We start from the raw sequence: 23,527 nt of genomic DNA on the forward strand, positions 1-23,527 counted from the left end.
CCAACGAGATCTTCGGGCTTCTGATAGTTGGCTAACAGACTGCTAAGCAGCTCGTCGGGCACTTCGTGTTTGCGTGGACTCATGGTGTCTCCGGGTCAGATGGCAGTTTCCTGCCAATGCCCCGTTTACACAAAATCTAGGATAGGCCCTGCTTTCGAACTGGGGAACCTATCCGTCGTGGTCGCCGTACCAGGGCGAGGTGATTGAACAGGCCATCACATTCAGCCAATCCAACGTCTTCAGCAGCAACATGTATGTTGGTCCCTGGCAGTTCATGGTGGAGGACCAGGGTCAAAGCTTGACTCCAGCGCAATGGCAAGCTGCACCTTATAACCAGGATGCGGGCAGCAGCTTTCACTGAGGCGCACGCCATCCAGCTTGCCACACCGTCGATGGGTGCCCTCGCTCGGCGAAGGCACCCATCGCTTTCAGCACCAGCTGCGGCGAAGATGGACGCCCGAGGGCGATGGCGAATAGCACGTCGCCCTTTACCGTGTAGCGGATGTCATCGCCAGTGAATGCGCCAGCCTTGTCCTCCGCAGACATGCCTGTCGCGCAGGCGCGTGATGACGGTGGCGGCGCTCTTGTAACCGTGCCGCTCGAACAGCCTTCGCTAAGGTTTGCCTAGAAGCTCGACCAGTCGCGACTCGCATGGGGAGAGGTCATAACCTCGTCGTTGCGAGATCACGAACGTGAGCGGACCGAGGTGCCAGGCGCGGCGTTCGAGTTCGACGAGCTCGCCGCGCGCTAGGTCCTCGCCAACGAGGTGTCGCGGCATGTGCCCCCAGCCGAGCCCGGCCTTGAGTAGATCACGCTTGGCGCCGAGATCGTTGACCAGCCATAGGCGCTTGCCGGCTACGCCCTGTTGGGTCTTTTCCGCTTCCGGTTGATTGTCCGTCACGACAATCTGGACATGCCGACCGAACTCGTCCACTGGTATGGGTTTCGCTGTCGAAGCGAGCGGATGGGATGGCGCACACAGCGTCACCATCTCTGCCTCGCACAGCCAGTGGCGTTCCACGGCATCCGGGCTCACCTCCGGCACATTCTGGACAGTGACGGCCAGCGCACACATCTTTTCGAGCACCAGTCTCTCGCCCCCCTGCATGGTCGTGATGCGCAAGTTGATCGCGGCGGTGGGGAACTCTGCTTGCAGCGTGCGCAAGCCCTCGATCAGCTGGGCGCGCGGGAAGTAGACATCGACCGCCACCGAGAGCTGGGGCGCCCCGGCTCGGGTGATCGAGCCGGCACGGGTCTTCATTTCTTCCGTGCGTGAGATCACCGCCCGCGCGTCCGGCAGGAGGCTACGCCCCGCTGCGGTGAGCTGCGCCTTGCGGGTGTCGCGATCGAACAACTCAACATCGAAGGCGCTTTCCAGCGCCTTGATCGCGTGACTGATGGCCGACTGCGCGCGGCTGAGCTTGCGCGCCGCACCCGAGAAGCTTCCCTGATCGCATACCGCAACGAACGCACGCAGCTGGTTGATGGTGACGTTGTCGAGCACGACCATCCAATAAATAGATCTAATTAAGCGATTTTTCGTCAATTGTCTTGATGCGTCAAGCAACCCATCTTGGTTTGGACCCTAAACACAGAACGAAGGATGCATGACATGAACAGACTGAATGGAAAGACCGCCGTGATCACCGGCGGCGCCACGGGTATCCACGATCTGTCGTGCCGTCAGGATCTCGCCGATGACCGGCAGGATGGCGCCGGCGTACTTCTCCGGATGATCGAATATCTCCAGCACGGCGGGTCCGGTCGCGGTAAGCGGGTCGACGAATGGCATGGGCGTATCGGGCGGCAGATAGATGGCGAAGCTCAGGCTGCCGTCGTCTTGGCGCGCGGGGACGTAGTACTCCAGGAAGTTGCTGTAGAAGAACGCCAGGTAGATGAAAGAGCTGCGCAGCGGCAGCGAGCGGATGTGCTCTTCCACCAATGCCTTCTCGGTGAAGTGCGGCGCCCATTTGGCGCCCGCGGTTCGCGCGTGGACGTTTTCCAGACCGCTCCACACGACATGCCTGACGCCCGCGGCGTTGGCGGCATCGGCCAACTCTCGTCCCAGTGCCAGTTCGGGCTGGCTCGGTGGCGGCAGTGGCATGGTCGGCGGGGTCATGAGAAAGGCGCCGTGGGAGCCTTGCATGGCGGCGGTGAGCTCCGCCCGTCGGCCAAGCTCCAGCGGCGCCACGACGACTTCGGCGCCGTGCTCGGCCAGTTGGCGGATCGGCGCGCTGTCGGCGCGCCGGGTCAGTGCGCGTACGCGGTAACGGCCGCTCGCCAGCAAGGCGGAGGCGACGCTGCGCCCTTGTTTGCTGGCCGCGCCAGCGACAGTGATGAGGGGTTTCTGCGAGGCGAGTGACATGGCGTTTTCCCGGAGTGAACAAGCGGCACATGGTGCGAATGAGTGCTTACTCTCGGGTCTTTCTGGCCATTCGTGAAATTGCATCTTTGTTGGCCTAGTATCCATTGCATGAATACCAAGCGCCTGGATCTCAATCTGCTGGTCACGCTGGAAGCCCTGCTGGCGGAGCAGAACGTGACCAGGGCGGCGAGCCGCCTGCACCTGAGTCAGCCGGCGGTGAGCGCGCAGCTCGGTCGCCTGCGCGATATGTTCGACGATCCGCTGCTGGTCCCGGCCCAACGAGGCATGACGCCAACAGCCAAGGCGCTGGAGCTGCTCGAGCCACTGCGTCAGGCCTTGGATCAGGTCCGCGTCACGGTGGCGCAGCACGGCAACTTCGATCCCGCGCGGGCGCGCCTGACGGTGAACATCGCCTGCACCGACTATCTTCAGGTGGCGCTGGCGCAGCCGCTGATCCTGGAGCTGCGCCACCGCGCACCCGGTGTGCGGGTGGCGTTGCGGAGTCTGGACGTACTGCAACTGGAGGCGCAGCTCGCGCGGGGCGAGGTCGACCTGGCGCTGACGACACCTGGCGCTGCGGCACCCGGCCTGCGCGCACGGCATCTATTCGATGAGCGCTATGTATTGATCGGCCGGCAGGGGCATCCCCAATTGCGCAGAAACATCACCGTCGAGAAGTTCGCGCAACTGGAGCACGTCGTCGTATCGCTACACGGCGGCGGCTTCGTCACTCCGGTGGACCATGCGCTGGCTGCACTGGGCCACAAGCGCCGCGTAGTGCTCTCAGCGGCATCGTTTCTGTTTCTTCCGCAGATCGTTGCGCAGTCGGATTTCGTGGCGCTGGTGCCGCAGCAGCTGGTGCGCGATCGCGCCGGTGAGCTGAAGATCGTCGAATGCCCATTTCCCGTACCGGGCTTCGAGGTGGGCATGGTGTGGCACGAGCGCAATCATGGTCACCAAGGCCAGCGCTGGGTGCGCGAGGTGCTGGTCGAGCTCGTGGCCCGCAGGCATGGCATGAAGGGCCACGCCTAGCCTCCGCGGTGCACAGACAATCAGCGGCGTAATGTTGAGGACAACAATGCGAATCGGATCGGTTTTCCTGGCAATCACCATGATGGCTACCCAGGCTGTGGCCGCGCCCTGGCCAGGCGGCAAGCGCGTGGCCGTGGTGCTGACCTATGACGATACGCTCGTCTCGCAGCTCGACACGGCGATTCCGGCGCTCGATGCCGCCGGCCTCAAAGGAACATTCTTCCTGATTGGCAGCAAGATCGCTCCGGAACAGATTGCGCGCTGGCGGTCTGCCGCAGCCGAAGGCCACGAACTCGGCAACCACTCCATTCGCCATGCTTGTCCACAGGCCAACTATCCGCCGGCGAAAAAGATCGACACCAGCGAAACCTACGATGTCGACACCATGCTGACGGAGATACGCACGATGAACACCATGCTGACGGCGATCGACGGCAAGCCGCAGCACAGCTATGCCACACCTTGTGGTCAGCACCTGGCCGGAGGCGTCGATTATCTTCCGGCGCTGCGCGCCAGCGGACTGGCACGCTACACCCGCGCCGCGGATCCATCAGAGCGCTCTCTCGATCCGATGGATGTGCCGGCCCGCTTTTTCCCCTCGAGCGCAACCGGCGCCGATCTGATCGCCGCAGTCCAAGATGCCGAGCGCAAGGGCGGGATGATCGTGTTCGGTTTCCACGGTGTGGGCGGCGACTACCTCTCCGTGTCCGCAGAAGCCCATGCTCAACTCCTTGCCTATCTCAAAGCCCACTCCGACACGATTTGGGTAGCGCCGTTCTCCACCGTGATCGGTTACGCCACCAGACCTCGAGCGTAACGAGCGAAATGGGCGCCGGTGATCGAGCAGCAAGGGAAGGGGACAGGCCCACTTCTAATCATTCGCTCCAGGCGGATGGCTACGCCACCGCTTAACTCCAGCGTTGAACGTCCGCTTCTGGCTGATTTCGGACTTAGGGAAGGGCGATTAGCCCGTGTTATCGGGGGTAGGGCGAAGCCAAAACCCATTACTGGAACGCCTCCGATCCAGAGCGGCTTCCGTCAGATGTGCATACTGCCTGCGCGGGAATGACAGCGTGGGAGGTTTTCGAGGCTTGCCTCCCAAGCCGCCGGTCGTTACGGATTGCAGCGGTTTACCAAGTGACAGTTCACCGATATCCCTGCGCCTGCAACGAGAACAGATGTGCGTAGTGGCCATCCTCGGACATCAACTGCTCATGATTGCCGCGCTCGATGATGCGGCAGTCCTGGATCACGATGATCTGGTCGGCCATGCGCACGGTGGAGAAGCGGTGCGATATGAGGATGGCGATGCGGCCGCCGGAGAGCTCGCGGAAGTGTTCGAATATGATGGCCTCGGCCTGCGCGTCCATCGCGGCGGTGGGTTCATCCAGCACCAGGATGTCGGCGCGTGAGCGCATGAAGGCGCGGGCCAGGGCGATCTTCTGCCATTGCCCGCCAGACAGCTCGCGCCCGTCGTTGAACCATTTGCCCAGTGGCGTCTCGAAGCCGGCAGGCAGGCTGTCGATGAAGTCGCTGGCCATACCCTTGTCGCTGGCTTCGCGCCAGCGCGCCTCGTCATGGAAATGGGTGACATCGCCGGCACCGACGTTCTCGCCCACGCGCATCTGATAGCGGGCGAAGTCCTGGAAGATCACCCCGATGCGCTGCAGCAGGACGGATTCATCCCACTCACGCAGATCGGTGCCGTCGAGCAGGATGCGGCCACTGTCAGGCGAGTACAGGCGCGTGAGCAGCTTGATCAGGGTGGTCTTGCCCGAGCCGTTCTGGCCAACCAGAGCCAGTGATTCGCCGGGACGGATATGCAGGTCGATGTCGCGCAATGCCGGCTCGCCGGCGCCGGGGTAGGTGAAACTGACCCGCTCGAAGCGGATGCCGTCCTTTGGTGTGGCGCCATGCCGCACAGTGCCGGTGACTGCGGGCACAGGCGTTTCCAGATACTCGTACAGCGTGGACAGGTAGAGGTTGTCTTCGTACATGCCGCCGATCGCCGACAGCATCGCCGACACCGCCGACTGGCCCTGACGGAACAGCGACAGATACATCGTCATTTGGCCCAGGGTGATGCGTGCCATCACGGTGCTGGCGGCGATCCATGCGTAGGCGCCGTATAGCGCCAACGTGCCGAGCAGGCCCAGGCCGAAGCCCCAACTGTCGCGACGCACGGCCAGATCGCGATCGGCGCGATACAACATGTGGAAGATGTCGCGATAACGCTGCAGGAACAAGGGGCCAAGGCCAAACAGCTTCACTTCCTTGGCGTGGTCCTCGCGGGCAAGCACGGTTTCATCTCATCTGGTGAGACCGGCTGGCGAAAGAATAACCAACCAGTTGGCGTGGACCGAGGAAGGTGTCATGCATCGATGGATTTGGGTGGCAGTGCGGGCTTATGGCCCTGCCGGATTCATGCTGTTGGTGGCGATAGCATCGGATGCGACCCTATCGTCTTTGCAAGCCAGCCCACTGTTGGCCGGGTTCGTATCGATTACAGACTGGATACCCATGCTGGCGCTCGCGGCCGCGCTCGTGCTGCTGGCACCGCCGACCTACAGATTGCTGAAATGGCAGCGTGGGGCAGGAATAGATTGCCCGCATTGCGGTGGCCCGCTGGGGCACGAACGCATCGGCCGCGAACGCATGGGAGGCGCCTATAGGCGTTGCTATGGCTGCGGTAACAATGTGAATCATCGGCACTACGAATAGCAGTCCTCGTAGCGCCAGCACCATGCGCCACAGCGAGTCCGCTCAATGGGTTACGAGTCATGCCCCATCTCAGCGGCAGTATAGCGACTCGACATATTCGCTCTTGGACTGCAACTGAGAGGTGGCCAAGTCTTTGGCTTCCCCAAGGCGAGAACACATGGCGAAGTCATCCATGGCCCGCAAGCACTGACTACGCTGCCATCAGGAGGGCGGACTCGTACGCCGGACGTTCGGGCTGTCACATGAGAAGCCCAGTTTGATGCTCAGCCTGGGGCGTAGCGTACAGAGGCACAGTGGCGCGTTCCATGGGCGGCGCCAATGCCTTCCATGCTGAGCCCTGGGCGATGAAATCAAGGACTCGATGTGATGCATGGCCAAGTTTGTTGGCCCGCATGGATCAAGTTGTCGGCCGATATGGATCGAGTTTCATGGCTGCAAGCAACAACCGGGAGATTCCCCATGACAGTCTTGGCGGGCTGACGCCCGCCGAATTCCGTATCCAGAACGACCCGGCTACCTCTAATTATTCGTGGCACTGATCTGAGGGGAGTCGACACTGGCGCTCTGCGTTATAGAGCCAATTCAAGCGCTTGCGGGCCATTCCTGCGTTCCATGCATCAGGGAACGCAGGAAAGCACGGAGCATGCCCGCCGCCCGCCGCAGCCTTCCGAAATTGCGCATAATGTATACACAGAGCTATTAGAAACTGCGCTGTAGAGCGGTTTTGCGACCGCCGCATGAGCGGGGTTTAGGCCTATGGCGAGCGTGACCGCCGCAGCCATCTGTGCAAGCCGAAGCCACACCTTGCGAGCCTCCGGGTTCCGCGCCCGGTCAGCTTCGATCAGTGGTAGCCAGTGCGCCACGTTCTCGCCGCTGGCTTCGCACATCCTCCCCACGCTGTCCGCGTCAGGGTGCGAGTGACCATTTCTCCACCCGCTCACCGCCTGTTTCGTCACGCGTAGACGTGCCGCCAATTCCTTGTCCTGCTTGATGGAGCAGGCTTCCGCGTACTTGTCAAGCAATTTGTTTGTGGCGTTCACGGTCCGAGGGTCCTTGACTTAACGGTACGAGGGTACTTTACTCCGCCCTGAGTCCGAGAGTCTCGGACCGACAGGGGATCAAGGATGCTCGCTCTAGCCGCTCTCTGCGTGCTTTTCCCGGCCGTCTGGCTGTTGGCCGCCGCTTTCACCCTCCGCGATCTGACCGCCCGCCAGCGCCGCAGCTTGGAAGGGGTGACGGCATGACCCGCTACGCCGTGCAAACCAAGATCGGACGGGGCTGGGGGACCGTTGAAGTCTTCGGCACCCGTGCCGCCGCTCTCGAATGGCTGCGTCCGGTCATTGAGCGGTGCGGCAACAGCGACGGTCTGCGCGTCAGGCGGGTGCGCTGATGTTCTGCATCTCTCGCGACTCCCTGGCATACGGTCTCCTCCACAGCTCTGTCGTCGGCGACGTGCAGTTTTGCCTATTCGCGGCTATCGCCATTGCGTTCTGGTGGCGTATGCGGGGTCGCCGTCGATGACTGCTCGTGAACCCACCCCGGTTTATGTCGACGCCGCCATGGTCTTCGCCGAAGGCCGGCTCTCCGCGTTTCGCGACATCGCGAACCTGCTTGGCCGCCGCGATATGGGTGGTGTGCCGCCCGAAGTACATCACCTGGTGCGCGCTGCCTGGGCGACGGTGATCCACAACCAATGGCTCGCCCAGCAAGGCCGGCCCGCTGACCTCCCGCCCATTCCCGACCGTGACGCGCTCATCGCGCGCGTGCACGCCTTTCTCTCCACCTTTCCGGACGCACGTGATGGCTATCGAGAGTGACGGCCCCGTCAGCATGGCTGACGTTGAGGCGATGCAGCAGCAGCTAACCGCGCTGACGATCCGTGCGGCCGAGAACGGTCAACACGGCTTTGGCGTGGTCTTCCATCTCGCTGCGGCCGCGCTGGTCGACAACGCCGAGATGCTCGCGGAATGGGAAGAGGCTGAGCATGCTGACGGCGGCTGACCTCTCGCGCGTCGACCGCGAAATCAGCTTCCTCCGGCGCGCCCCGTACATGCAGTGGGGCAAGGTGCCGGATTTCGTGCCCGCGCGTGACCTGGTGCCGGCGTCGGCGCCTATCGTGCTGGAGGGCAGGGCAGAGACCGCGTATGACGCCGCCCAGCACGCTCGCCGCGTGACTGGCGCGCTCGATTACGTGCAGCAACAGAACGCGCTCGATGCGCCTTTTGCTCAGATTGCCAAGGCCAGAGCCACGGGCAAAAAGGGCGAGGCGCACCAGGCGTCACCCGCGCGTAGCGCGGGTGACGCCCTGGGGCTTGTCTCCAATGCAACAAAGTGGAAAACCGCTGGCGAAACTTCGGAAGGGCGGCAGCCGCGCGAGAAGCTACTCATCAATCGCGACGCGCAGCGTGTGAAGCGCATGCGGACCGCTGTCGGACACGCGGCTCGCCTTCTGCACTTCGATGCGCACATGGAGCGCCACGCGCAGCGCTGGAACATGAAGCTCATCACGTTGACCTACGCCAAGGTCGACGGCTGGCGACCGGGTCACTTTGCGGCCTTTCGCGACAACCTGCGCAAGTGGTGCCAGGCCAACGGCGTGCACGCGCGCTGGGTGTGGGTGGCTGAGCTGCAAGAGCGCGGCGCGTTGCACTACCACATCATCGTGTGGCTGCCCAAGGGCAAGTTCATTCCGACGCCCGACAAGGTCAACAAGCACCACAAGTGGTGGCCGCACGGCCAGACCAACGTCAAGACGGCGCACTCCGCCGTGAGCTACATCGCCAAGTATGCGAGCAAGACAACGGCGGGCCAGGCCGGCATGTATCCGCGCGGTGCGCGTATGCACGGCTGTGGCGGTCTCGATCGCGAGGCGCGTCGGCACATCCGCTACTGGCAAGCCCCTTTCTGGGTGCGTGACGCACTCACTGGTCGCGCCGACATCCGCAAGGTCTCGGGCGGCTACATGGATCGTTTTACCGGCGAATTCCTCGCTTCGCCGTGGCGTGTGTGTATCGGCCCCGGACGCGAGGTGTGGGCCTATCGAATCGACCAACCAACGGAGACTATCCAATGAAAATTCGTGTCCTCGACCGCGCTGTGGAACTGGTGCAGCAGACCTGGGAAGGCGTCACGCGCGATCGCGCCAAGCAGTGGTGCGTGATCGAAATCGACGGTCTGCCGACTGCGTTCCAGGTGACCAACGATCCGGACAAGGTGCTCAAGCCCGGCGAATACGAACTGGCGCCGCAGTCGTTCGGCGTCACCAACGGCCGGCTCACGCTGAGCCGCCCGGTGCTGATCCCGGTCGACGCGCCCGCGATCAAGCCGCAGCCCGTCAGCAAGGCGGGCTAAGCCATGACCACAACCGTTGTGAAGTACTACGCCTGTACGCAGTTCGATGACGCGGGCCAGTGCGTCACGGCGGTGTGGATCGATCAGCCGACAGTCATTCCGCCGCTGTCGTTTGAGGACGGTGGTGCCATTGGCATGCAGATGTTCATTGGCATCGTCGGTGTCTACGTCGTGCGGAAGCTCATGGGCGCTGCCCTTTAACCAACGAAAGGAGATACACACATGAAGTACGTCGAAACCAAGCTGCTGGCCGCCAAGGCCTCCGTGAAGTCGCTCGCCAAGCGCGGCTCCGGCGCGCTCGCGCTGGTCATGTTCGCGCCGATGGCGTTCGCGCAGACCGCTCCGAGCGACCCTGCCAGTGCGCAGACCTCGATCCTCGCCACCATTGCCACCTGGTCGGCGGTCGCCATCGCTGTTTCGATCGCGATCACCGTGGCCGTGATGAGCATCCGCGCGTCCAAGCTCGGCCGTCGCGGCTAATCGGGGTCCTGACCATGAAAGGGCCGCAGACTTCTCGCAAGGGCCGTCTGTGGCCCTTTTCTTTTCTCACGGAGTGGACGTATGGACGGCTACATCGCAATCGTGTTCTGGCTGCTCTTGGCACGTGCGGTCTGTTCTTCCTGATGGCCGTTGCGCCATCGTTGGCGCTGGCTACGCAGTGCCCAAGCTATGACAGGGCGATGGCCGCCTGTCAGACATCACTCGCCGGGGATGCGGGTAACCCGCGCATCAACAACCCGGTGTGTCGGCCATCTGGCAGCAACATTGTTGAGTTCTACACGGACTCTGACGGCAGCCCCGGGCAGGCCGGCAACTGGTATTTCGAGTGTCCGCCAGGACTGTGCACGTGCGGCCCCACCACGCGGCAGATGTCGATGGCGCAATACGGCCCGATCACGGGTGGTGGTCCGCATATGGCCGATGGCATTTGCGACGTAGTGTTTACCTCCGGCGGCGCGTTGCTCGGCAATTTCCGCGGCGTGAGTCAGTGCACCGGCCACTACACGTGGGAAGTGGGTAATGGCACGCCGCCCGGTGATGCGCCGCCACCGGATGCGCCGTGCAACGTCTCGGACCTGCTGTGCTTCAACCCTGGCGATGGCACGGTGTGTGGCAATGTCGGCGCCAACAAGGTATGCACGTCGCCTGGCAGCTCGGGACCGCCACCCAACTCGGGGGGATGCAATAGCGCGGGCGGATCGTCGTACATCTGTGGTGGCTCGCCTGATGCGCCTCGACCTATTGACCCATCGGGCAACACGGTTCCGCCGACCGCGCAGAACAGCAACAACAGCGGCCAGATTGCACCAGGTGGCGGCCAGCCGCCGTACACGATCAACATCACCACGTACAACACCAACCCGCAAACCAACACCGGCGGCACGGGTGGCAATGGCAGCACCGGCACCGGCAGCGTTCCGCCCAGTCAAGTGCAAGACGGCAAGTCTGACACCAACGGCCATTGCCCCGATGGTTCGACGCCTTCAGCGGGCGGTTGTGGCGCGGGCTACACCGACAACGGTTGCGACACGCCGCCGATGTGCACGGGCGACCCGCTGCTTTGCGGGCAGCTTCGCGAGACGCATCGTTACGCGTGCGAGGAACGCAAGTTTCGCGCTGACAACGGTCTCGACTTCACGCCGAGTGATATCGAGAAAGAGCTAGCGCAGTGGGCGCCGGTATCGATTGATTACGACGGTACGGACGCATGGATGCATCAGCTCCCCGATGGCTGCGTCAAGGGCACGGATGGCTCCGTGCAGTGCACGCCTGGTGGTGCGTCGACGGACCCGCTGCAGCAAAACGTGCCGCGCCTGCAGTGGTCTCGCTTCTGGGGCGGACGTCAGGCTTGCCCAGGTTTGCCGGAATACAAGGTGGGCGACGTGGGCGGAAAGATCGATGACGGCTTGTGCACCACAGCCGGTTATCTCGGCGATCTGATTCTGGGCCTCGCATTCATTGGCGCCGCGATCATCATGCAACGCGGCCTCACGAACTGGAGCTAACGACTATGTGGGCCATTCTTCGCAAGCTGGCAGGCCTTCTGCTGGGCGGTACGGAAAAGATGTTGAGCACGCGCCTTGGCCGCTGGTTCGCAGCGGCGATGGCGTTTCTTGGCATCTCGTTCGGCGTCACGCGTGGCGTGCGCTACGTGACCGACACCATCATCTCCGATGGACTTTCGCAGATGCCAAGCCAGCTGATCGGCTGGCTGAGCTACCTCAACTTTGACGCGGGCGTGGCGGTCATCATGGCCGCCTATGCCGCCGTCGCCGGCATCAAGGCAGCTACCGGTGGGCTGCTCAAGCTGCAAGCGCGCAACGCGGCAGCCAGCATCCCTAACGGCACGCACAACTAGCCATGCGCGTTCACCTCCATGCCGCTGTCAGCGGCCCGCAGTGCTCACGCTGCCTCGCCCCTCCGGACGTATACGCCCTTGACCTCGGCGCCCATCGGAGGCGGGGCAGGGGTGGCCCTGTGGGGGAGGTGAGTGCCCCACCTTCCATGGCCTCCACGCCAACCCGCTTTTGTTCTCGCGGGCAGGCGTCAGTGCCACGGGCAAGGCTGGCCGGGCAAGTTGCAAGGCAACTTGTTCGGACGGTCTTGCGTGCGCACACCCAGGATCGAAGCGCGGGGTGTGGGGCGGAGCCCCACGGATACGCACTTGACCTCGGCGACGAACGAAGCCCGTTCCGTGTGTGGCCCGATCAACACCACGGTGCAACACCTTTCATGGCCCACCCGCCAACCCGCTTTTCACTCGCCACCTAAGCCGGGCATGCCTAGGGAAATGGCTCGCCATTTTCCTAGGCATGTTCGGCCAACTCTCGATGCCGCCTCGTTGATGCGGCCACACGACAGGGGATGTTTATGCTCTACGTGATTACCGGTGGACCTGGTGCCGCCAAATCGCTCAACGCCGTTGCCACGTTTGTGGAGTGGCAGAAAAAGGATGAGTACAAGGGGCGCCAGTTCTTCACGTGCAACCTCAACGGCGCGAACATCCCGGGTGCCGGCATCTTGCCGAAAGAAGAGTTTCCGCGCTGGCATGAGTTGCTTCCGGAGGGCGCGGTGCTGCTCGTGGATGAGGGCCAAGAGGTGATGCGCCCCGACAGTGGTCGCGGCACGCCGCCGCCGCATCTGACGGCGCTGGAGAAGCACCGCCACAGCGGCATCGACATGATCATTACTACGCAGCACCCGAGCTTCATTCACACGCACGTGCGCAAGCTCGCCACGGTGCATCGCCACCTGGTGCCATTGACCAACAACAGCAGCACGATTTTCGAGTGGCGCGAGTGCAACGAAAACCCGGATTTCAAGCGCGACTCGGCGGACATGAAGCAATGGCTGTATCCGAGCGAGTACTACAGCTACTACAAGTCCGCGACGCGCCACACGAAGAAACTGAGAATGCCGCCGTGGCTGCGCAAGCTGGTGATCTGCGCGTGCATCGGCATTCCGCTGGTGATCTGGATCGTCTACAAGTTCGCGACGATGTTTCACTCGCAGATGGACGTGGTGCAGGGCAAGGGCGCTCCTACGTCGAAGACGGAGGCCGCTGTGGCGTCGATCGCGCATGACGCCGAAGGTGTGCGACCGCAAGCACCGATGACGCAAGAGCAATACCTCAAGCGCTTCGTACCTCGCGTGGCTTCGATGCCGTGGAGTGCGCCGGCCTACGATGACCGCAAGCCGGTGACCAACCCGGAGTTGTATTGCGTGACCATCGCCGACGATAACAGCGAGACGTGCCAGTGCTACACGGAGCAAGCGACGCGGTATGAGGTCGACGCCGCGACGTGTCGGCATAACGTGCAGTTCGGCAGCTATAACCCATTCCGCGCCGCGCCAGAGGAACAAGCCAAGCGGCGAGGCCGCTCCGCCGATGACCAGGGCGCCGCGCCGTCGCGGACCCCCTCCGCCCCCGTACCGGTGGCCGTGGTGGGTGCGTCGACGGGCAGGGACAGGGCCACGGCCACGCCGTACACTCCGCCCACGTTTGGGCACTGGGAAGCCGACGCATTTGGATCATCTGCCAGCCATAAATAGTATGGAATTGAAATAACGCAATAAGCGTGCCATTCATTTACGGCTCATTATTGAGTTGGTTTTCATTAAGGATTGCGATGCGATCGATGGATCGATGGCTATGGGGGCTCACCGCATTGGCCGTGCTCATGGCCAGCGCGCTCGTATATCGCACCCATCGGCAGAATGATGCACCGGAACCGGTCCCGGAGCCCGACCCGGTTGTTGAGGTTCGGCAGGCAAAGCCGGCCACACATCTCTCGGTCGCGCCGCCTAAGCCGGCACGCATGGCGTTGACCGCGCCGCCTGAGGGTGTTCGCTGCTACGGCGAGACTGCTGTGCGTGTCACCGGGAACGCGTATACACAAGCCGTAGGCGCGGACGGTCGCCCGATGAGATGCGTGGCTGGGAAGGTGCTGAGGCGGGGTCAGTGACCCAGCGCGCGAAGGCGGCGGCGTTGTTCGTCGTGATGGCTGCGCCGCGCATCGAGCCGCCTGGCGGGATGAGCCGGCCACCGCGTATTTTCCAGCCCGACCAGGGACCAGCAAGATCTATCCGGCACTGCGCATAATCGGCGAGTAGGCCGGCTATCTCATGGAGTGAGATAGTCCGGCCGCTGGGCGTGGTGAATTCTTGGCGTTCTTCGTTCCATTGCCAATTCAGGCGCTTGCGTGACATTCCTGCGTTCCATGCAACAGGGAACGTAGGAAAGCACGGAGTATGCCCGCCGCGCGCCGGACACCTCTAATTGCGCATAATGTATATTATGTAAAATTAAATAAGCGCCCAGTAAGCAAGCAGCTCCAGGCATCAGTCCCCTCACTCATAATGCGTCTCCTCTCCCAATAGCCTCGGCAGCCTGTATTTCCTGCTGGCTGCGCCCGCGCTGATGTGGTCGCGCGAAGGCTTCAAAAATGAGAAGCCCCGTGCGAAACCACGCCCAGGGAAACTTCATGATCAACGGCGGCCATACGAATGTATCGGCCGTCGTCCAGCGCAGTCGTACCGGGCCCAAGGCATGCCCTTTTTTTGGACCCGGAATTTAGATCGATCTACATCGAGGCCGGATTCCCGCCTGCGGTCCGGCCATGGACTGGCGGATGGGGTTTGCTTCCATCCATTTCGTGGGCATCCGAAAGGAGCGCTTCCGATCATGAAGCTCGAAGCCATACGCACCCGAGTTCGGACACTGCTGGCAGTGACCACCCTGACCATGGCCGCCGCAGCCATGGCAACCGAACCAAGCTATCCAGCCAACCCCCGAGCCGACGGCGCGACCGCCGTCGCCCGCGCCCGGGTGGCAGCGGACGTATTGATGAATTCCTACGACCCCGGCAAGGCCTGGTTTCCATCCAGCTGGTGGAACTCGGCGGTGGCGCTGCAGACCATTGGCGATTACATGCAACGCACCGGCGACCGCCGTTATCTCGGCCAGCTCGATAACACCTACGAAAAGGACAAAGGCGTATTTCCACCCGGCGTACTGTCGGGCGATCCCTTGCTGGGCAATTTCACCAGCCGCGCCATCGACGATTCCGAATGGTGGGGCCTGACCTGGCTGCAGGCCTACGACCTCACCAGGAACCCCAAGTACCTGGACATGGCGATCACCATCGCCAACTACGTGGATGGCTATTGGGACACCAGCACCTGCGAAGGAGGCGTCTGGTGGAATGCCGAGCGCACCTACAAGAACGCCGTCACCAATGGGCTCTGGATCCGGCTTACCGCGGAGCTGCATAACCGCATCCCTGGCGATCAACTGTGGCTCACCCGATCGCGCACCGCATGGAATTGGTTTCAGCACAGCGGCATGATCAACGCCGGCGGCCTGGTCAACGATGGCCTCACCGACGCCTGCACCAACAACGGCCAGAACGTGTGGAGTTATAACCAGGGCCTGGCGATCGGCGCCGGCCTGGAATTGTGGCGTGCCACCCGGGACCCGGCCATCCTCGCGAGCGTGCGCCGCCTGGCCGACGCCGCGATCGGCCCCAACGGCTTGGCCACATCTGGCGTGCTGACCGAAGCCTGCGACGCCATCACTCAGACCTGCGATGACAACGGCAAGCAGTTCAAGGGCATCTTCATGCGCTACTGGACCGACCTTGTCGACACCACGCGCGACCGCCGCTACGCAGCATTCCTCGAGCAGCAGGCCGAAAGCATCTGGAATGAAGACCGCGATGCCGCCGGCCGCCTCGGCACGCGCTGGTCCGGCGCCAGCAGCGACGACCATCCCAATGTATTCGACTGGCGCACCCAGGCCAGCGCACTCAGCGCCCTGATCGGCCACGTGCCGACTCCGCCACCGTGGGAATCGCTGGCCGCAACCATGTCTCCGGCGCAACCGGTGATCATGCCGTCGGCATCGGGAACCACCCCCATCGCGATCGATCTCGGCATCTCAGCCACTGGCTTCGTTCCGCTCCAGGCGCTGGCCTCGATCGATGCACCTTCGGGCTGGAGCGTTTCTCCACGCGCCACCCTGGTGCGCCTGCAACCGCACGGCAATGCGACCCCGGTCAGCAACACGCTTCCGTTGAAAATCACCGTGCCAAGTTCGGCAACCGATGGGCATCACCTGATCACCGCGAACCTGATGGCAGCCGGCTTGCGCTTCAACACCCAGGCCGACGTACTGGTTGCGCACACGATCGACTTCGACACCGGCACCGCCGACGAAAACCCGTGGCTGTTCGATCCGGATGGCTCGCAGAGCAATGGCGTGCAAAATCGCTTTGCCGACGGCAATGCTCATTTCACCTATCGACTCCCCTTCCCCGCCGACACCACCTCGGCACAGGTCACCCTGACCATCGACGCTGAATTCCTGGTGCAGGTCAGCGCTGACAACGAACACTGGACGACGGTGCTGCAAGAAACCCGGCGTATCACTGACGGCTCGAACAAGGCCGACCGCAGCATCGACCTGACGCCATACCTCGGCGCTGCCACCCATGGCTCCAGGCCGATATACCTGAAGGTGTCGGATGCGTTCCCCGATGATGGCTGGGGTGGGCGCGTGTATCACGTGTCGGCGAATATCGTCGAATAAACCGACCGGCGCCTCCGTCCTTCATCAAGCGGGGACGGAGGCATCGATCAGCCCAGTGCCGGAAACGCCGCGATACGCAACTTGGCGCCTGCATAGGGCACCAGCGTGATGTCCTGGACGTCCTCGTCAAGCGACGGCTCGGCATGGGCGGGCACCGCATCGGCACTGCCATCGGATGCTTTCCAGGCCGGCACATAGCGCCCTTGCATCGCCAATTGAACGGCTGGCGTGGCGCCTGCAAAGGGCCGCTCTGCCACCGGATGCTCGCTCACCGTGACCTGCACGTCCGGCTTGATGCCGATATTCCAGCGCGAGCCGGGATACACCTGCCAATCGTTAGTGCGATCGCGCTTGCGCCAGATGACCCAGTTCTCCTTGATCGGCAACGCATAGACCAGCGCCCCGCGACTGAAACTCAGCGCGCCGTTGTAGCCGCGTTCGACCGCCACGCCAGCACCGAAGGTCAATTCAATCGTGTCACCCGCGGCCCAGGTGCGCTCGATCGTCGTAAAACCAGAAACAACCGCAACCGGCTTTCCGTTGACCGAGATCCGCGTACCCTGCGACCAGCCAGGTATGCGCAAGCGCAAAGGAAACGCGACTGCCTGTTGCGGTTTCAATGTGATGCGGGCGACCTGCCGAAACGGATACTCGCTGACCTGTTCGACCACCACCCGCACCCCGCGCACGACGGTGGTCACCGTACACGGCGCATAGCTCATCGCCGCCAAGCCCTGATCGGCGGTCGCCATCCACAAGCTATGGGCGAACTTCGGCCAGCCTTGATGGAAATTCGCGGTGCAGCAGCGGAAATTAGGTTCCAGCCCGAACAGATTCGACTCCGGCCCGTCGGTGGTCCACGGCTCGCGATGAAGGCTGCATTCGACCTGGTTGGGCTGCTGGTTGTATTGATGCGCCCACATATCGTCGGTCAGCGCGGCGGGCAGCGCATTGAAGGCGATCCGCTCCAGGCGATCGCCCAAGCCGGCATCGCCGGTAGTCGCCAACGCCACCTCCAGCGAGAACATGGTCTCCACCACGGTGCACAGCTCCGTGCCCTGCGAAGGACTGCGACCGGCAAGATGTTCATCCGCGGAAAACATGCCATTGGGCAAGCCGTGATACGTATCCAGCATCCGCAACTGATGATGGATCGCATCGCGGTCGGATGCACCGCCGGACACCGCCGACCATGCCGGCGATGCCTTCAAGGCCTGCGCGACATTGACGCCATGCACCTGCAGGCCCAGGTCCTGCATGAACGCATCGGAAGCACCGGCCTGCTTGCGCAACGCCTCGGCATCGGTCTTCTGCGTGAATGGAAAATGGGCAAACATGCGTTGCCAGTCATAACCCTGCTGCTTAAGCAGATGCGCAAGCTCAAGCAGGCTCGCATCATGGGTGCGCTGATACAGCCACAGCACGGAAACAAGCTCGTCCTGCCAGCGCATGCGGCCCCAATCGCGCAGCGGCCGGCCGGGCAGCGCCTGCAGCTGGTAATGAAAATACCGTGTCATCAGCGGCATGACGCGGGCATCGCCGGTGAGCTCGTGATACTGCGTCAGCACCTTGAGCATGACCATGCGCGGCCACCAGTCGTCGTTGCCACGCGGACCGAACATGCCGTTTTCCCAGGGGTGGTCCAGCGTCCAGTCGATAAAACGCATCGCCTTCGCCTTGAGCTTCGGCGAATCGAGCTGCCACGCGAGCGGAACCAGGCCATCGAGAAAATACGGGCCGTCCTCCCACGATTCGCCCTTGCCGCCCGACCATCCGCTATCCGGCCCCACGATCGGCCAGAACTCGTCGAGATGGCCACCCAGGCCGTCCGCCTGGATCTGTAGCTGGCGCAACAACCAACCACCTGCCTTGATGGAGCCAGCTGGAAGCAGTGCGAAGGGCTGCTGCGCCAACGGCGCCTGCGGAAATAACGGTGCTTGCTGCGCCTGCCCTGCGCTCGCCTCGGTGGCCTGCACGGCAGCGGCGTGAAGCGGACGGAACGTCAGCGTACTTGCCACGCCGGCCAAGGCCATGCCCTGCAGAAAGGAGCGGCGGCTCATCGAAGACAGCGGAGTCATGCGTTCACTCTCGGACTGTGGCGATCCGTCGAGTGTCATTTAATTATCAGACAAATTCAAATGACCGCGGCAACAGGCGCCTCACTACCGTCGACTGGTGCACATGCGTCGAGTCTCGCGGCCAACACGGCGGCCTGATCCGCGACGCAGCTTACTGCCCCGCCTGGCTCGACCGCTCCCGCGGATTTTCGAAGGCCAGCTGGGTCTGGAGCAGCACCTGGTAAATGCGCCGCCCCTTTGCCGTCAGCCCGTGCACGCGGATATCGACCGTCAGATAGCCGGAGGCATCGGTGAGGATCTCAGAACTGGTCAGCCCGTGCTGATGCAGCACACTGAAGCCACCCAGCACCTGTTCCCGTGTATGGCTGCCGCCCGGATCGTATTCCGTGGCAATCATCGGAGCGCACAGCGCCGCGGCGTGCAGAAGCTCGAAGATGAGCGTGATATCAGCGAACGACACGAATGCCACCCATATCGCCGTGCATTTTTTGACGAGGCGAACGTGTAGAAGTTGCCGCGCCGCCGCCCGCGCGGATCACCATTCCATGAAAATCCGGCGTGGTGAGCAGCGTCTCGCGCAGCAGGCGATGCATGCCCCTGCCGCAATCGTTGGCTCCATGGCCAAATGAAATGACGCTGTCCTGTCCGTCGACGAAGCTGACGACCGGCGGCATGATCAAGCGCTCCCGCCAAAGCATGCAAAGACAGGACAAAATTTCCGTTCGGGTGTAATCCCCATTCTTGACGTAATGGGAGATATCGAGTTCGCCTCGCGCAATGGCCGCGCCGAGCAAATCGTAAACGAGAAAGATATCGGCGTATGGCATAAGGCGAACCCCTGATCGAAGGCCGCCAGACTAAAAATGCCCGAAGAGCTTACCAACCGGAAATTTCTCGTCCCCTTTCGCAAAACCCCATGGAACGAAGCAACCCCACCAAACTGGACTATTCCGGAAGGAATGATGAGCCGCCATCGCTGCAATGAGCAACGCCCGCGCATCGATGACGTGGGCTTTTCGAAGGCCACTCTGGAGGACATCATGACTTGGTTCAAACCACTCGCATGGATCGCCACCTGCGCACTCGCAGCGACAAGCGCACATGCCGCTGCAACGCATGGGATCAGCGTACACGTACTGGATCAGGTGCGCGGACAACCGGCAGACGCGGTAGGCGTCACACTCGAAGAACAGTCGTCCACGGGCGACCACTGGACGACCATTGCCAGGAAAACCACCGACGACCATGGCCGGGTAGCCAGCCTCCTTCCCGACGACAAGCCGCTGCACAAAGGCGCCTATCGCGTCACCTTCGCCACCGGCGACTGGTTCACCGCGCATGCCCAGTCCACCTTCTTTCCGTCGGTAACGGTGACCTTTCGCATTGAGAACTCTGACCAGGCGTATCACATTCCGCTGCTGCTGAGTCCGTACGGATATTCGACCTATCGAGGCAATTGATCGACCCACCTCGCCGCCGGAGCCGATGCATGGCTCCGGCGGCTCGATGGCAGCGCCACCTGGAATAATCGAGTCAAAGCCCACGTTCCTGCGACGCAGGAACATTCCAGTTAATCACCACCGTCATTTTGAGCAATTCTCTCGGCGATCTTTCAATCGGCCCATGGCCACTGGATAGCTCGCCATGCCCTCTTCCGTCTTCATGGCACTTCTGTTCGTGACTACCCACGGAAAGCGCCACTTTCACCAGCTCGTCCTGATTGCCCGCATCATGCTGGCCGCGGCCGCGGCATACGCCGGGCTTACCCTGTTCGGCGACGAGAGCAATCCGCGGGATATGCCGAGCCTGCTCGTGGCCATCGGCGCCTGCCTGGCTGTCCTGTCGGCCACCCTCCTCCCACGGCGATAAGACCACCCACCCTAAGCATCACACCCCGGACGGCTCGACGCCTGCCGGGGTGTACGTGGATGGGATACGGAAGCGCAGCCGTTCATAACGCCCTTGCGCGCCGCCTGTCTATCGGACCACCGGTGAGCGCTTCAACGACAGCAGCGAAGGACCCTCTCCACCGGCACGACTCGAACAGGTGAGCCCAGGGGTAGGCTGTTGCCGATCATGATCATCCTTGCGGTGGAGAGGGTAAAGCGAAGCGTCAAACGAGGCGAGACACTATCCGTGAGGAAGCTTATTGCCCTCAGGATTTTTCCAATTCGATGACATCGAATCGGCAACCACCGCCCGCCCTCCAAGCCTGAGCCACCTCGAACCCCGATGAGTTCATTTGCCTGGCAGCGCCACAGTTTCCTCGCGCGCCGGATCACATGACGCCTGCAGGCGCGCATAGTCCTGCACCCCCTTCGCGCCCTTCTGCCTGGGCGGCAAGCGGTATCTGATGCGGCAAGACTTGCTCTGCGGCAACGGAATCGTCAGCTGCCCTTCGTCGGACACGCCGCGAACCAGGATCCGCCCGCCCTGCGACACCACGCCAATCGCCTGCCCGCCTTCGTCCAGCACGTCGCTGCCAAAGGGAATGGTCATGCCATCCATGGGCGCCACATCGATCACCGCCACCCTTCCCTGCCTGGTTGCGAACGTCGCCATGATCACCGCATTGCTTCGCGGCACCGCCTCATGGCTTCCTTCGAGCAGCTCCACATCGGCCGACAAGCCCTGCGGATCGAGTTCGATCTGGTTGCGCCGATACGGAATGAGGTACGGCACGATGGCGTAGCCGCGCTTGTCCAGCTTGACGCCCGGATAGGAGCTGACGCTGGCGCCGGCTGCGTCCGGCGCCTTGATCAGCGCCACCGTATCGCCGATGGACTGGCCGAGGGTCACGCCACCCGAATGAATGAGCATGCCACCGGTGGCGCTGAAGCCGTACTGGCGATACCCCTGCCCCAGAGCCAGAGATCCATTCAACAATGCATACGGCGAGCGATAGCTGCCGCTGGCATTGAAAGCCGCAACGCCTTGCTGATCGCGGGAAACGGAAGCGCCGTAGCTGACCCGGTCGCCGCTGGACCCGCTGTAGGAGGCCTGTTCGTCATGACCGCCACGGCCGAAGCTGATGCCGGTATCCAACATGCCCCGGCCAAGCGGAATGGAGACCGTGGCGTACAGGCGGTTATCCACCCGCCCCGTGCCATCCCGCTGACGGGCTGCCGAGATCGAATAGTTGAACCAGCGCGTGCTGCTGTTGTAACCCAGCTGATACTGCAGGTCGGAACTGGCCCGTCCCCAATAATTCTGGGTCGAGCCGGTGAAATACAGGCTGCCGCTCTGGCCGATCGACTGGCTGAGCGTGATCTGCGCGGAATTGCGCCGATGCGGCGCATCGGCACCTGCGGCCGTTGAGCCAAGCACCGCATCGTGCAGGCTGTAATAGTCGCGCGTGGAATAACGATAGGCAGCCACCGTCAGATTGGTGCCGGTGGCATTGAGGTTCTTGCTGTAGCTCAAGCGCAGGCTGTCGCCCTGCGCTGTATGTCGACGGCTCGCATCACTGCCACCGGAACCTTCTTTCGGCGCAAGTCCGGGCACATTCACCACGGTCCGCGCATGGGTCAGATCCAAGCCGAATGCGCCAATCGGCGTATTCAACGCCGAACCCAGCTGTACGGCCTGATAATTTTTCGACACCACGGCGCCGGCGTAAGCAGTGACGCGATTGGACAAGCCACGTTGCCAGGTGGCCTGCGCCACCCACGGATGCTCGTCCAGGCCGCCTTCGCGATAGGCACCGGCCGCCACGCTGAACCGGGTCGATCCCGGACGAAGCATCCGCGCCACCGACGCATACGGCACCGTGAATTTCTGCTCGCGGCCGTCCGCCTCCAGCACACTGACTTCCAGGTCGCCGCCGTAACCGGTCGGATAGAGATCGTCGATACGGAACGGCCCCGCCGCTACCGTCGTTTCGTAAATGACATAGCCATTCTGGCGAACAGATACCTTCGCATTGCTCGCCGCGATGCCACGCACTACCGGCGCGTAGCCTTGCTGCGAATCCGGCAGCATCCGCTCATCGGAGGAGAGCTGGAAACCGCGCAGCGCCGCCGTATCGAACAAATCGCCGCTGGTGCTGAAATCACCCATCACCAGCTGCGACTTCAGCGCGGTGACGTCCCGCTGCACGTAGTTGCGCAGGTTCTGCCATTGCAGGCCATCGGCCTTGCTCCACTGGAACGACGACTGGTGCCGAAAATGCCATGCGCCGGCGTTGAAGCCGCCGGTAAGCCCGAGGTAAGCCTGGCCATCCTCGTGCCCGCCGCCTTGGCGCTGAAACCAGTTGTATTGATAGTTGAGCATGCCCGCCGTAATGCCATTGTCCCAGCGCGAGGGATCGACATAGCCGCGCACGCTTCGCCGCATGGCAGCCTGCGGAATACCGATATCCAGGCGCTGCTCGCCGACATCGAAGCGCACCGTCGCCGACGGAACCAGCGCGGCCAGATCCAGGCAGGCTTGCGTGGCGGCTTCAGGCGGAAGCTTGTCGACCAGGCGAGCCATGAAATCATAAGTCAGGCAGGGAACTGCACGTCCCTTGCCGGACTGGACGCGGAACTCGACATTGTCGCTACCTTGCGGCATGTCGTTGACGTAGATGTTCACGCGATAGGTGCCGGGCGCGACCTGCGCGCCCCGGCTGAACCTGGCCAGGTCCGCCGAGCCCACGCCGCCGGGCAGGAACACAGGATCGAAATCCACCGAACGGGCGCCTTCGATGGGCGCACCTTCGGCAGCTTCCGCGAACGCAAGGGCGGGGCTGGCCGTCAGCGCAGCACCGGCCAGCGCACGCATCATCCATACATGCAATATTTTGGGGCGCAATCGCCCAGCCCCGCCTCCTGCGAGGCAGGTCGTCGCCATTGACATGAGCAGGTCCTACGGAGTGATAAGCAGAAAAAGGCGTGTAGCGCGAAGCAC

Annotated in this window: 24 protein-coding genes; 16 read left to right on the forward strand and 8 right to left on the reverse strand. The window is 62.7% G+C overall.

Annotation, left to right across the window (positions count from 1 at the left end):
* Positions 1-613: 613 nt before the first annotated feature.
* Positions 614-1,510: a LysR family transcriptional regulator gene (locus AB4083_RS19765; RefSeq protein ID WP_441610218.1), complete on the reverse strand. Its 897-nt coding sequence runs from the start codon at positions 1,508-1,510 to the stop codon at positions 614-616.
* Positions 1,511-1,585: 75 nt separating this feature from the next.
* Positions 1,586-2,365: an NmrA/HSCARG family protein gene (locus tag AB4083_RS19770; protein ID WP_441610219.1), complete on the reverse strand. Its 780-nt coding sequence runs from the start codon at positions 2,363-2,365 to the stop codon at positions 1,586-1,588.
* A 108-nt stretch (positions 2,366-2,473) separates the two neighbouring features.
* Here AB4083_RS19770 and AB4083_RS19775 point away from each other — a divergent pair, with 108 nt between their 5' ends.
* Positions 2,474-3,397, forward strand: a complete 924-nt coding sequence (locus AB4083_RS19775) for a LysR family transcriptional regulator (protein ID WP_441610220.1) — start codon at positions 2,474-2,476, stop codon at positions 3,395-3,397.
* Positions 3,398-3,476: 79 nt separating this feature from the next.
* The gene (locus tag AB4083_RS19780; RefSeq protein ID WP_441610221.1) at positions 3,477-4,214 is read left to right on the forward strand and encodes a polysaccharide deacetylase family protein; all 738 of its coding nucleotides are present in this window, start codon (positions 3,477-3,479) and stop codon (positions 4,212-4,214) included.
* 328 nt (positions 4,215-4,542) lie between these two features.
* Here AB4083_RS19780 and AB4083_RS19785 read toward each other — a convergent pair whose 3' ends face one another.
* On the reverse strand, positions 4,543-5,697 hold the full coding sequence (locus tag AB4083_RS19785; RefSeq protein WP_441610222.1) for an ABC transporter ATP-binding protein: 1,155 nt from the start codon (positions 5,695-5,697) through the stop codon (positions 4,543-4,545).
* Positions 5,698-5,770: 73 nt separating this feature from the next.
* On the opposite strand from AB4083_RS19785, the gene AB4083_RS19790 reads away from it, so the two are divergent.
* A complete protein-coding gene (locus AB4083_RS19790) occupies positions 5,771-6,118 on the forward strand; it encodes a hypothetical protein (protein ID WP_441610223.1) in 348 nt (115 codons plus the stop codon).
* Between the two features lie 617 nt (positions 6,119-6,735).
* On the opposite strand, the gene AB4083_RS19795 is transcribed toward AB4083_RS19790, so the two are convergent.
* Positions 6,736-7,158, reverse strand: a complete 423-nt coding sequence (locus AB4083_RS19795) for a DUF3693 domain-containing protein (RefSeq protein ID WP_441610224.1) — start codon at positions 7,156-7,158, stop codon at positions 6,736-6,738.
* Between the two features lie 200 nt (positions 7,159-7,358).
* Between AB4083_RS19795 and AB4083_RS19800 the strand changes: the two genes are divergently transcribed.
* From AB4083_RS19800 to AB4083_RS19850, 11 genes are all read left to right on the forward strand, one after another.
* Positions 7,359-7,508 (forward strand): hypothetical protein, encoded by a 150-nt coding sequence (locus tag AB4083_RS19800; protein ID WP_441610225.1) that lies wholly within the window; start codon positions 7,359-7,361, stop codon positions 7,506-7,508.
* A 127-nt stretch (positions 7,509-7,635) separates the two neighbouring features.
* On the forward strand, positions 7,636-7,935 hold the full coding sequence (locus AB4083_RS19805) for a hypothetical protein (protein ID WP_441610226.1): 300 nt from the start codon (positions 7,636-7,638) through the stop codon (positions 7,933-7,935).
* Positions 7,919-8,119 carry a hypothetical protein gene (locus AB4083_RS19810; RefSeq protein WP_441610227.1) on the forward strand — a complete coding sequence of 67 codons (201 nt, stop codon included), beginning with the start codon at positions 7,919-7,921 and terminating at the stop codon, positions 8,117-8,119. Before AB4083_RS19805 ends, AB4083_RS19810 begins: the two co-directional genes overlap by 17 nt.
* On the forward strand, positions 8,103-9,191 hold the full coding sequence (locus AB4083_RS19815) for a rolling circle replication-associated protein (protein ID WP_441610228.1): 1,089 nt from the start codon (positions 8,103-8,105) through the stop codon (positions 9,189-9,191). Before AB4083_RS19810 ends, AB4083_RS19815 begins: the two co-directional genes overlap by 17 nt.
* The gene (locus AB4083_RS19820; protein WP_441610229.1) at positions 9,188-9,469 is read left to right on the forward strand and encodes a hypothetical protein; all 282 of its coding nucleotides are present in this window, start codon (positions 9,188-9,190) and stop codon (positions 9,467-9,469) included. Before AB4083_RS19815 ends, AB4083_RS19820 begins: the two co-directional genes overlap by 4 nt.
* Positions 9,470-9,472: 3 nt before the next feature.
* On the forward strand, positions 9,473-9,670 hold the full coding sequence (locus tag AB4083_RS19825; protein WP_441610230.1) for a hypothetical protein: 198 nt from the start codon (positions 9,473-9,475) through the stop codon (positions 9,668-9,670).
* A gap of 21 nt (positions 9,671-9,691) precedes the next feature.
* Positions 9,692-9,949: a hypothetical protein gene (locus AB4083_RS19830; protein ID WP_441610231.1), complete on the forward strand. Its 258-nt coding sequence runs from the start codon at positions 9,692-9,694 to the stop codon at positions 9,947-9,949.
* Positions 9,950-9,963: 14 nt separating this feature from the next.
* Positions 9,964-11,475: a hypothetical protein gene (locus AB4083_RS19835; RefSeq protein ID WP_441610232.1), complete on the forward strand. Its 1,512-nt coding sequence runs from the start codon at positions 9,964-9,966 to the stop codon at positions 11,473-11,475.
* Between the two features lie 5 nt (positions 11,476-11,480).
* Complete coding sequence (locus tag AB4083_RS19840) at positions 11,481-11,828, forward strand: DUF2523 family protein (RefSeq protein ID WP_441610233.1); 348 nt, start codon at positions 11,481-11,483, stop codon at positions 11,826-11,828.
* 512 nt (positions 11,829-12,340) lie between these two features.
* Positions 12,341-13,522: a zonular occludens toxin domain-containing protein gene (locus AB4083_RS19845; RefSeq protein WP_441610234.1), complete on the forward strand. Its 1,182-nt coding sequence runs from the start codon at positions 12,341-12,343 to the stop codon at positions 13,520-13,522.
* 868 nt (positions 13,523-14,390) lie between these two features.
* The gene (locus tag AB4083_RS19850; RefSeq protein WP_441610235.1) at positions 14,391-16,559 is read left to right on the forward strand and encodes a glycoside hydrolase family 76 protein; all 2,169 of its coding nucleotides are present in this window, start codon (positions 14,391-14,393) and stop codon (positions 16,557-16,559) included.
* A gap of 47 nt (positions 16,560-16,606) precedes the next feature.
* Here AB4083_RS19850 and AB4083_RS19855 read toward each other — a convergent pair whose 3' ends face one another.
* The 3 genes from AB4083_RS19855 to AB4083_RS19865 all read right to left on the reverse strand — a co-directional run bounded on the left by AB4083_RS19855 (position 16,607) and on the right by AB4083_RS19865 (position 19,464).
* Complete coding sequence (locus tag AB4083_RS19855) at positions 16,607-18,637, reverse strand: beta-L-arabinofuranosidase domain-containing protein (RefSeq protein ID WP_441610236.1); 2,031 nt, start codon at positions 18,635-18,637, stop codon at positions 16,607-16,609.
* Between the two features lie 151 nt (positions 18,638-18,788).
* The gene (locus AB4083_RS19860) at positions 18,789-19,106 is read right to left on the reverse strand and encodes a hypothetical protein (protein WP_441610237.1); all 318 of its coding nucleotides are present in this window, start codon (positions 19,104-19,106) and stop codon (positions 18,789-18,791) included.
* Entirely contained in the window at positions 19,084-19,464 is a 381-nt protein-coding gene (locus AB4083_RS19865; protein WP_441610238.1) for a hypothetical protein, read from the reverse strand. The genes AB4083_RS19860 and AB4083_RS19865 overlap by 23 nt, the downstream gene beginning before the upstream one ends.
* Positions 19,465-19,500: 36 nt before the next feature.
* Between AB4083_RS19865 and uraH the strand changes: the two genes are divergently transcribed.
* Both uraH and AB4083_RS19875 read left to right on the forward strand, forming a co-directional pair.
* Positions 19,501-20,097: a hydroxyisourate hydrolase gene (gene uraH / locus AB4083_RS19870; protein ID WP_441610239.1), complete on the forward strand. Its 597-nt coding sequence runs from the start codon at positions 19,501-19,503 to the stop codon at positions 20,095-20,097.
* A gap of 184 nt (positions 20,098-20,281) precedes the next feature.
* On the forward strand, positions 20,282-20,506 hold the full coding sequence (locus AB4083_RS19875) for a hypothetical protein (protein ID WP_441610240.1): 225 nt from the start codon (positions 20,282-20,284) through the stop codon (positions 20,504-20,506).
* Between the two features lie 369 nt (positions 20,507-20,875).
* On the opposite strand, the gene AB4083_RS19880 is transcribed toward AB4083_RS19875, so the two are convergent.
* Complete coding sequence (locus tag AB4083_RS19880; protein WP_441610241.1) at positions 20,876-23,404, reverse strand: fimbria/pilus outer membrane usher protein; 2,529 nt, start codon at positions 23,402-23,404, stop codon at positions 20,876-20,878.
* Between the last annotated feature and the right edge of the window lie 123 nt (positions 23,405-23,527).

It is taken from the genome of Dyella sp. 2RAB6, from assembly GCF_052115385.1.
GTDB lineage: Bacteria > Pseudomonadota > Gammaproteobacteria > Xanthomonadales > Rhodanobacteraceae > Dyella_D.

Coding starts and splice junctions, on each gene's coding strand:
- AB4083_RS19765 (WP_441610218.1), bottom strand. CDS start 1,510: ATGGTCGTGCTCGACAACGTCACCATCAACCAGCTGCGTGCGTTCGTT.
- AB4083_RS19770 (WP_441610219.1), bottom strand. CDS start 2,365: ATGTCACTCGCCTCGCAGAAACCCCTCATCACTGTCGCTGGCGCGGCC.
- AB4083_RS19775 (WP_441610220.1), top strand. CDS start 2,474: ATGAATACCAAGCGCCTGGATCTCAATCTGCTGGTCACGCTGGAAGCC.
- AB4083_RS19780 (WP_441610221.1), top strand. CDS start 3,477: ATGATGGCTACCCAGGCTGTGGCCGCGCCCTGGCCAGGCGGCAAGCGC.
- AB4083_RS19790 (WP_441610223.1), top strand. CDS start 5,771: ATGCATCGATGGATTTGGGTGGCAGTGCGGGCTTATGGCCCTGCCGGA.
- AB4083_RS19800 (WP_441610225.1), top strand. CDS start 7,359: ATGACCCGCTACGCCGTGCAAACCAAGATCGGACGGGGCTGGGGGACC.
- AB4083_RS19805 (WP_441610226.1), top strand. CDS start 7,636: ATGACTGCTCGTGAACCCACCCCGGTTTATGTCGACGCCGCCATGGTC.
- AB4083_RS19810 (WP_441610227.1), top strand. CDS start 7,919: ATGGCTATCGAGAGTGACGGCCCCGTCAGCATGGCTGACGTTGAGGCG.
- AB4083_RS19815 (WP_441610228.1), top strand. CDS start 8,103: ATGCTGACGGCGGCTGACCTCTCGCGCGTCGACCGCGAAATCAGCTTC.
- AB4083_RS19820 (WP_441610229.1), top strand. CDS start 9,188: ATGAAAATTCGTGTCCTCGACCGCGCTGTGGAACTGGTGCAGCAGACC.
- AB4083_RS19825 (WP_441610230.1), top strand. CDS start 9,473: ATGACCACAACCGTTGTGAAGTACTACGCCTGTACGCAGTTCGATGAC.
- AB4083_RS19830 (WP_441610231.1), top strand. CDS start 9,692: ATGAAGTACGTCGAAACCAAGCTGCTGGCCGCCAAGGCCTCCGTGAAG.
- AB4083_RS19835 (WP_441610232.1), top strand. CDS start 9,964: ATGAAAGGGCCGCAGACTTCTCGCAAGGGCCGTCTGTGGCCCTTTTCT.
- AB4083_RS19840 (WP_441610233.1), top strand. CDS start 11,481: ATGTGGGCCATTCTTCGCAAGCTGGCAGGCCTTCTGCTGGGCGGTACG.
- AB4083_RS19845 (WP_441610234.1), top strand. CDS start 12,341: ATGCTCTACGTGATTACCGGTGGACCTGGTGCCGCCAAATCGCTCAAC.
- AB4083_RS19850 (WP_441610235.1), top strand. CDS start 14,391: ATGTGGTCGCGCGAAGGCTTCAAAAATGAGAAGCCCCGTGCGAAACCA.
- AB4083_RS19855 (WP_441610236.1), bottom strand. CDS start 18,637: ATGACTCCGCTGTCTTCGATGAGCCGCCGCTCCTTTCTGCAGGGCATG.
- AB4083_RS19865 (WP_441610238.1), bottom strand. CDS start 19,464: ATGCCATACGCCGATATCTTTCTCGTTTACGATTTGCTCGGCGCGGCC.
- uraH (WP_441610239.1), top strand. CDS start 19,501: ATGCCCGAAGAGCTTACCAACCGGAAATTTCTCGTCCCCTTTCGCAAA.
- AB4083_RS19875 (WP_441610240.1), top strand. CDS start 20,282: ATGCCCTCTTCCGTCTTCATGGCACTTCTGTTCGTGACTACCCACGGA.
- AB4083_RS19880 (WP_441610241.1), bottom strand. CDS start 23,404: ATGATGCGTGCGCTGGCCGGTGCTGCGCTGACGGCCAGCCCCGCCCTT.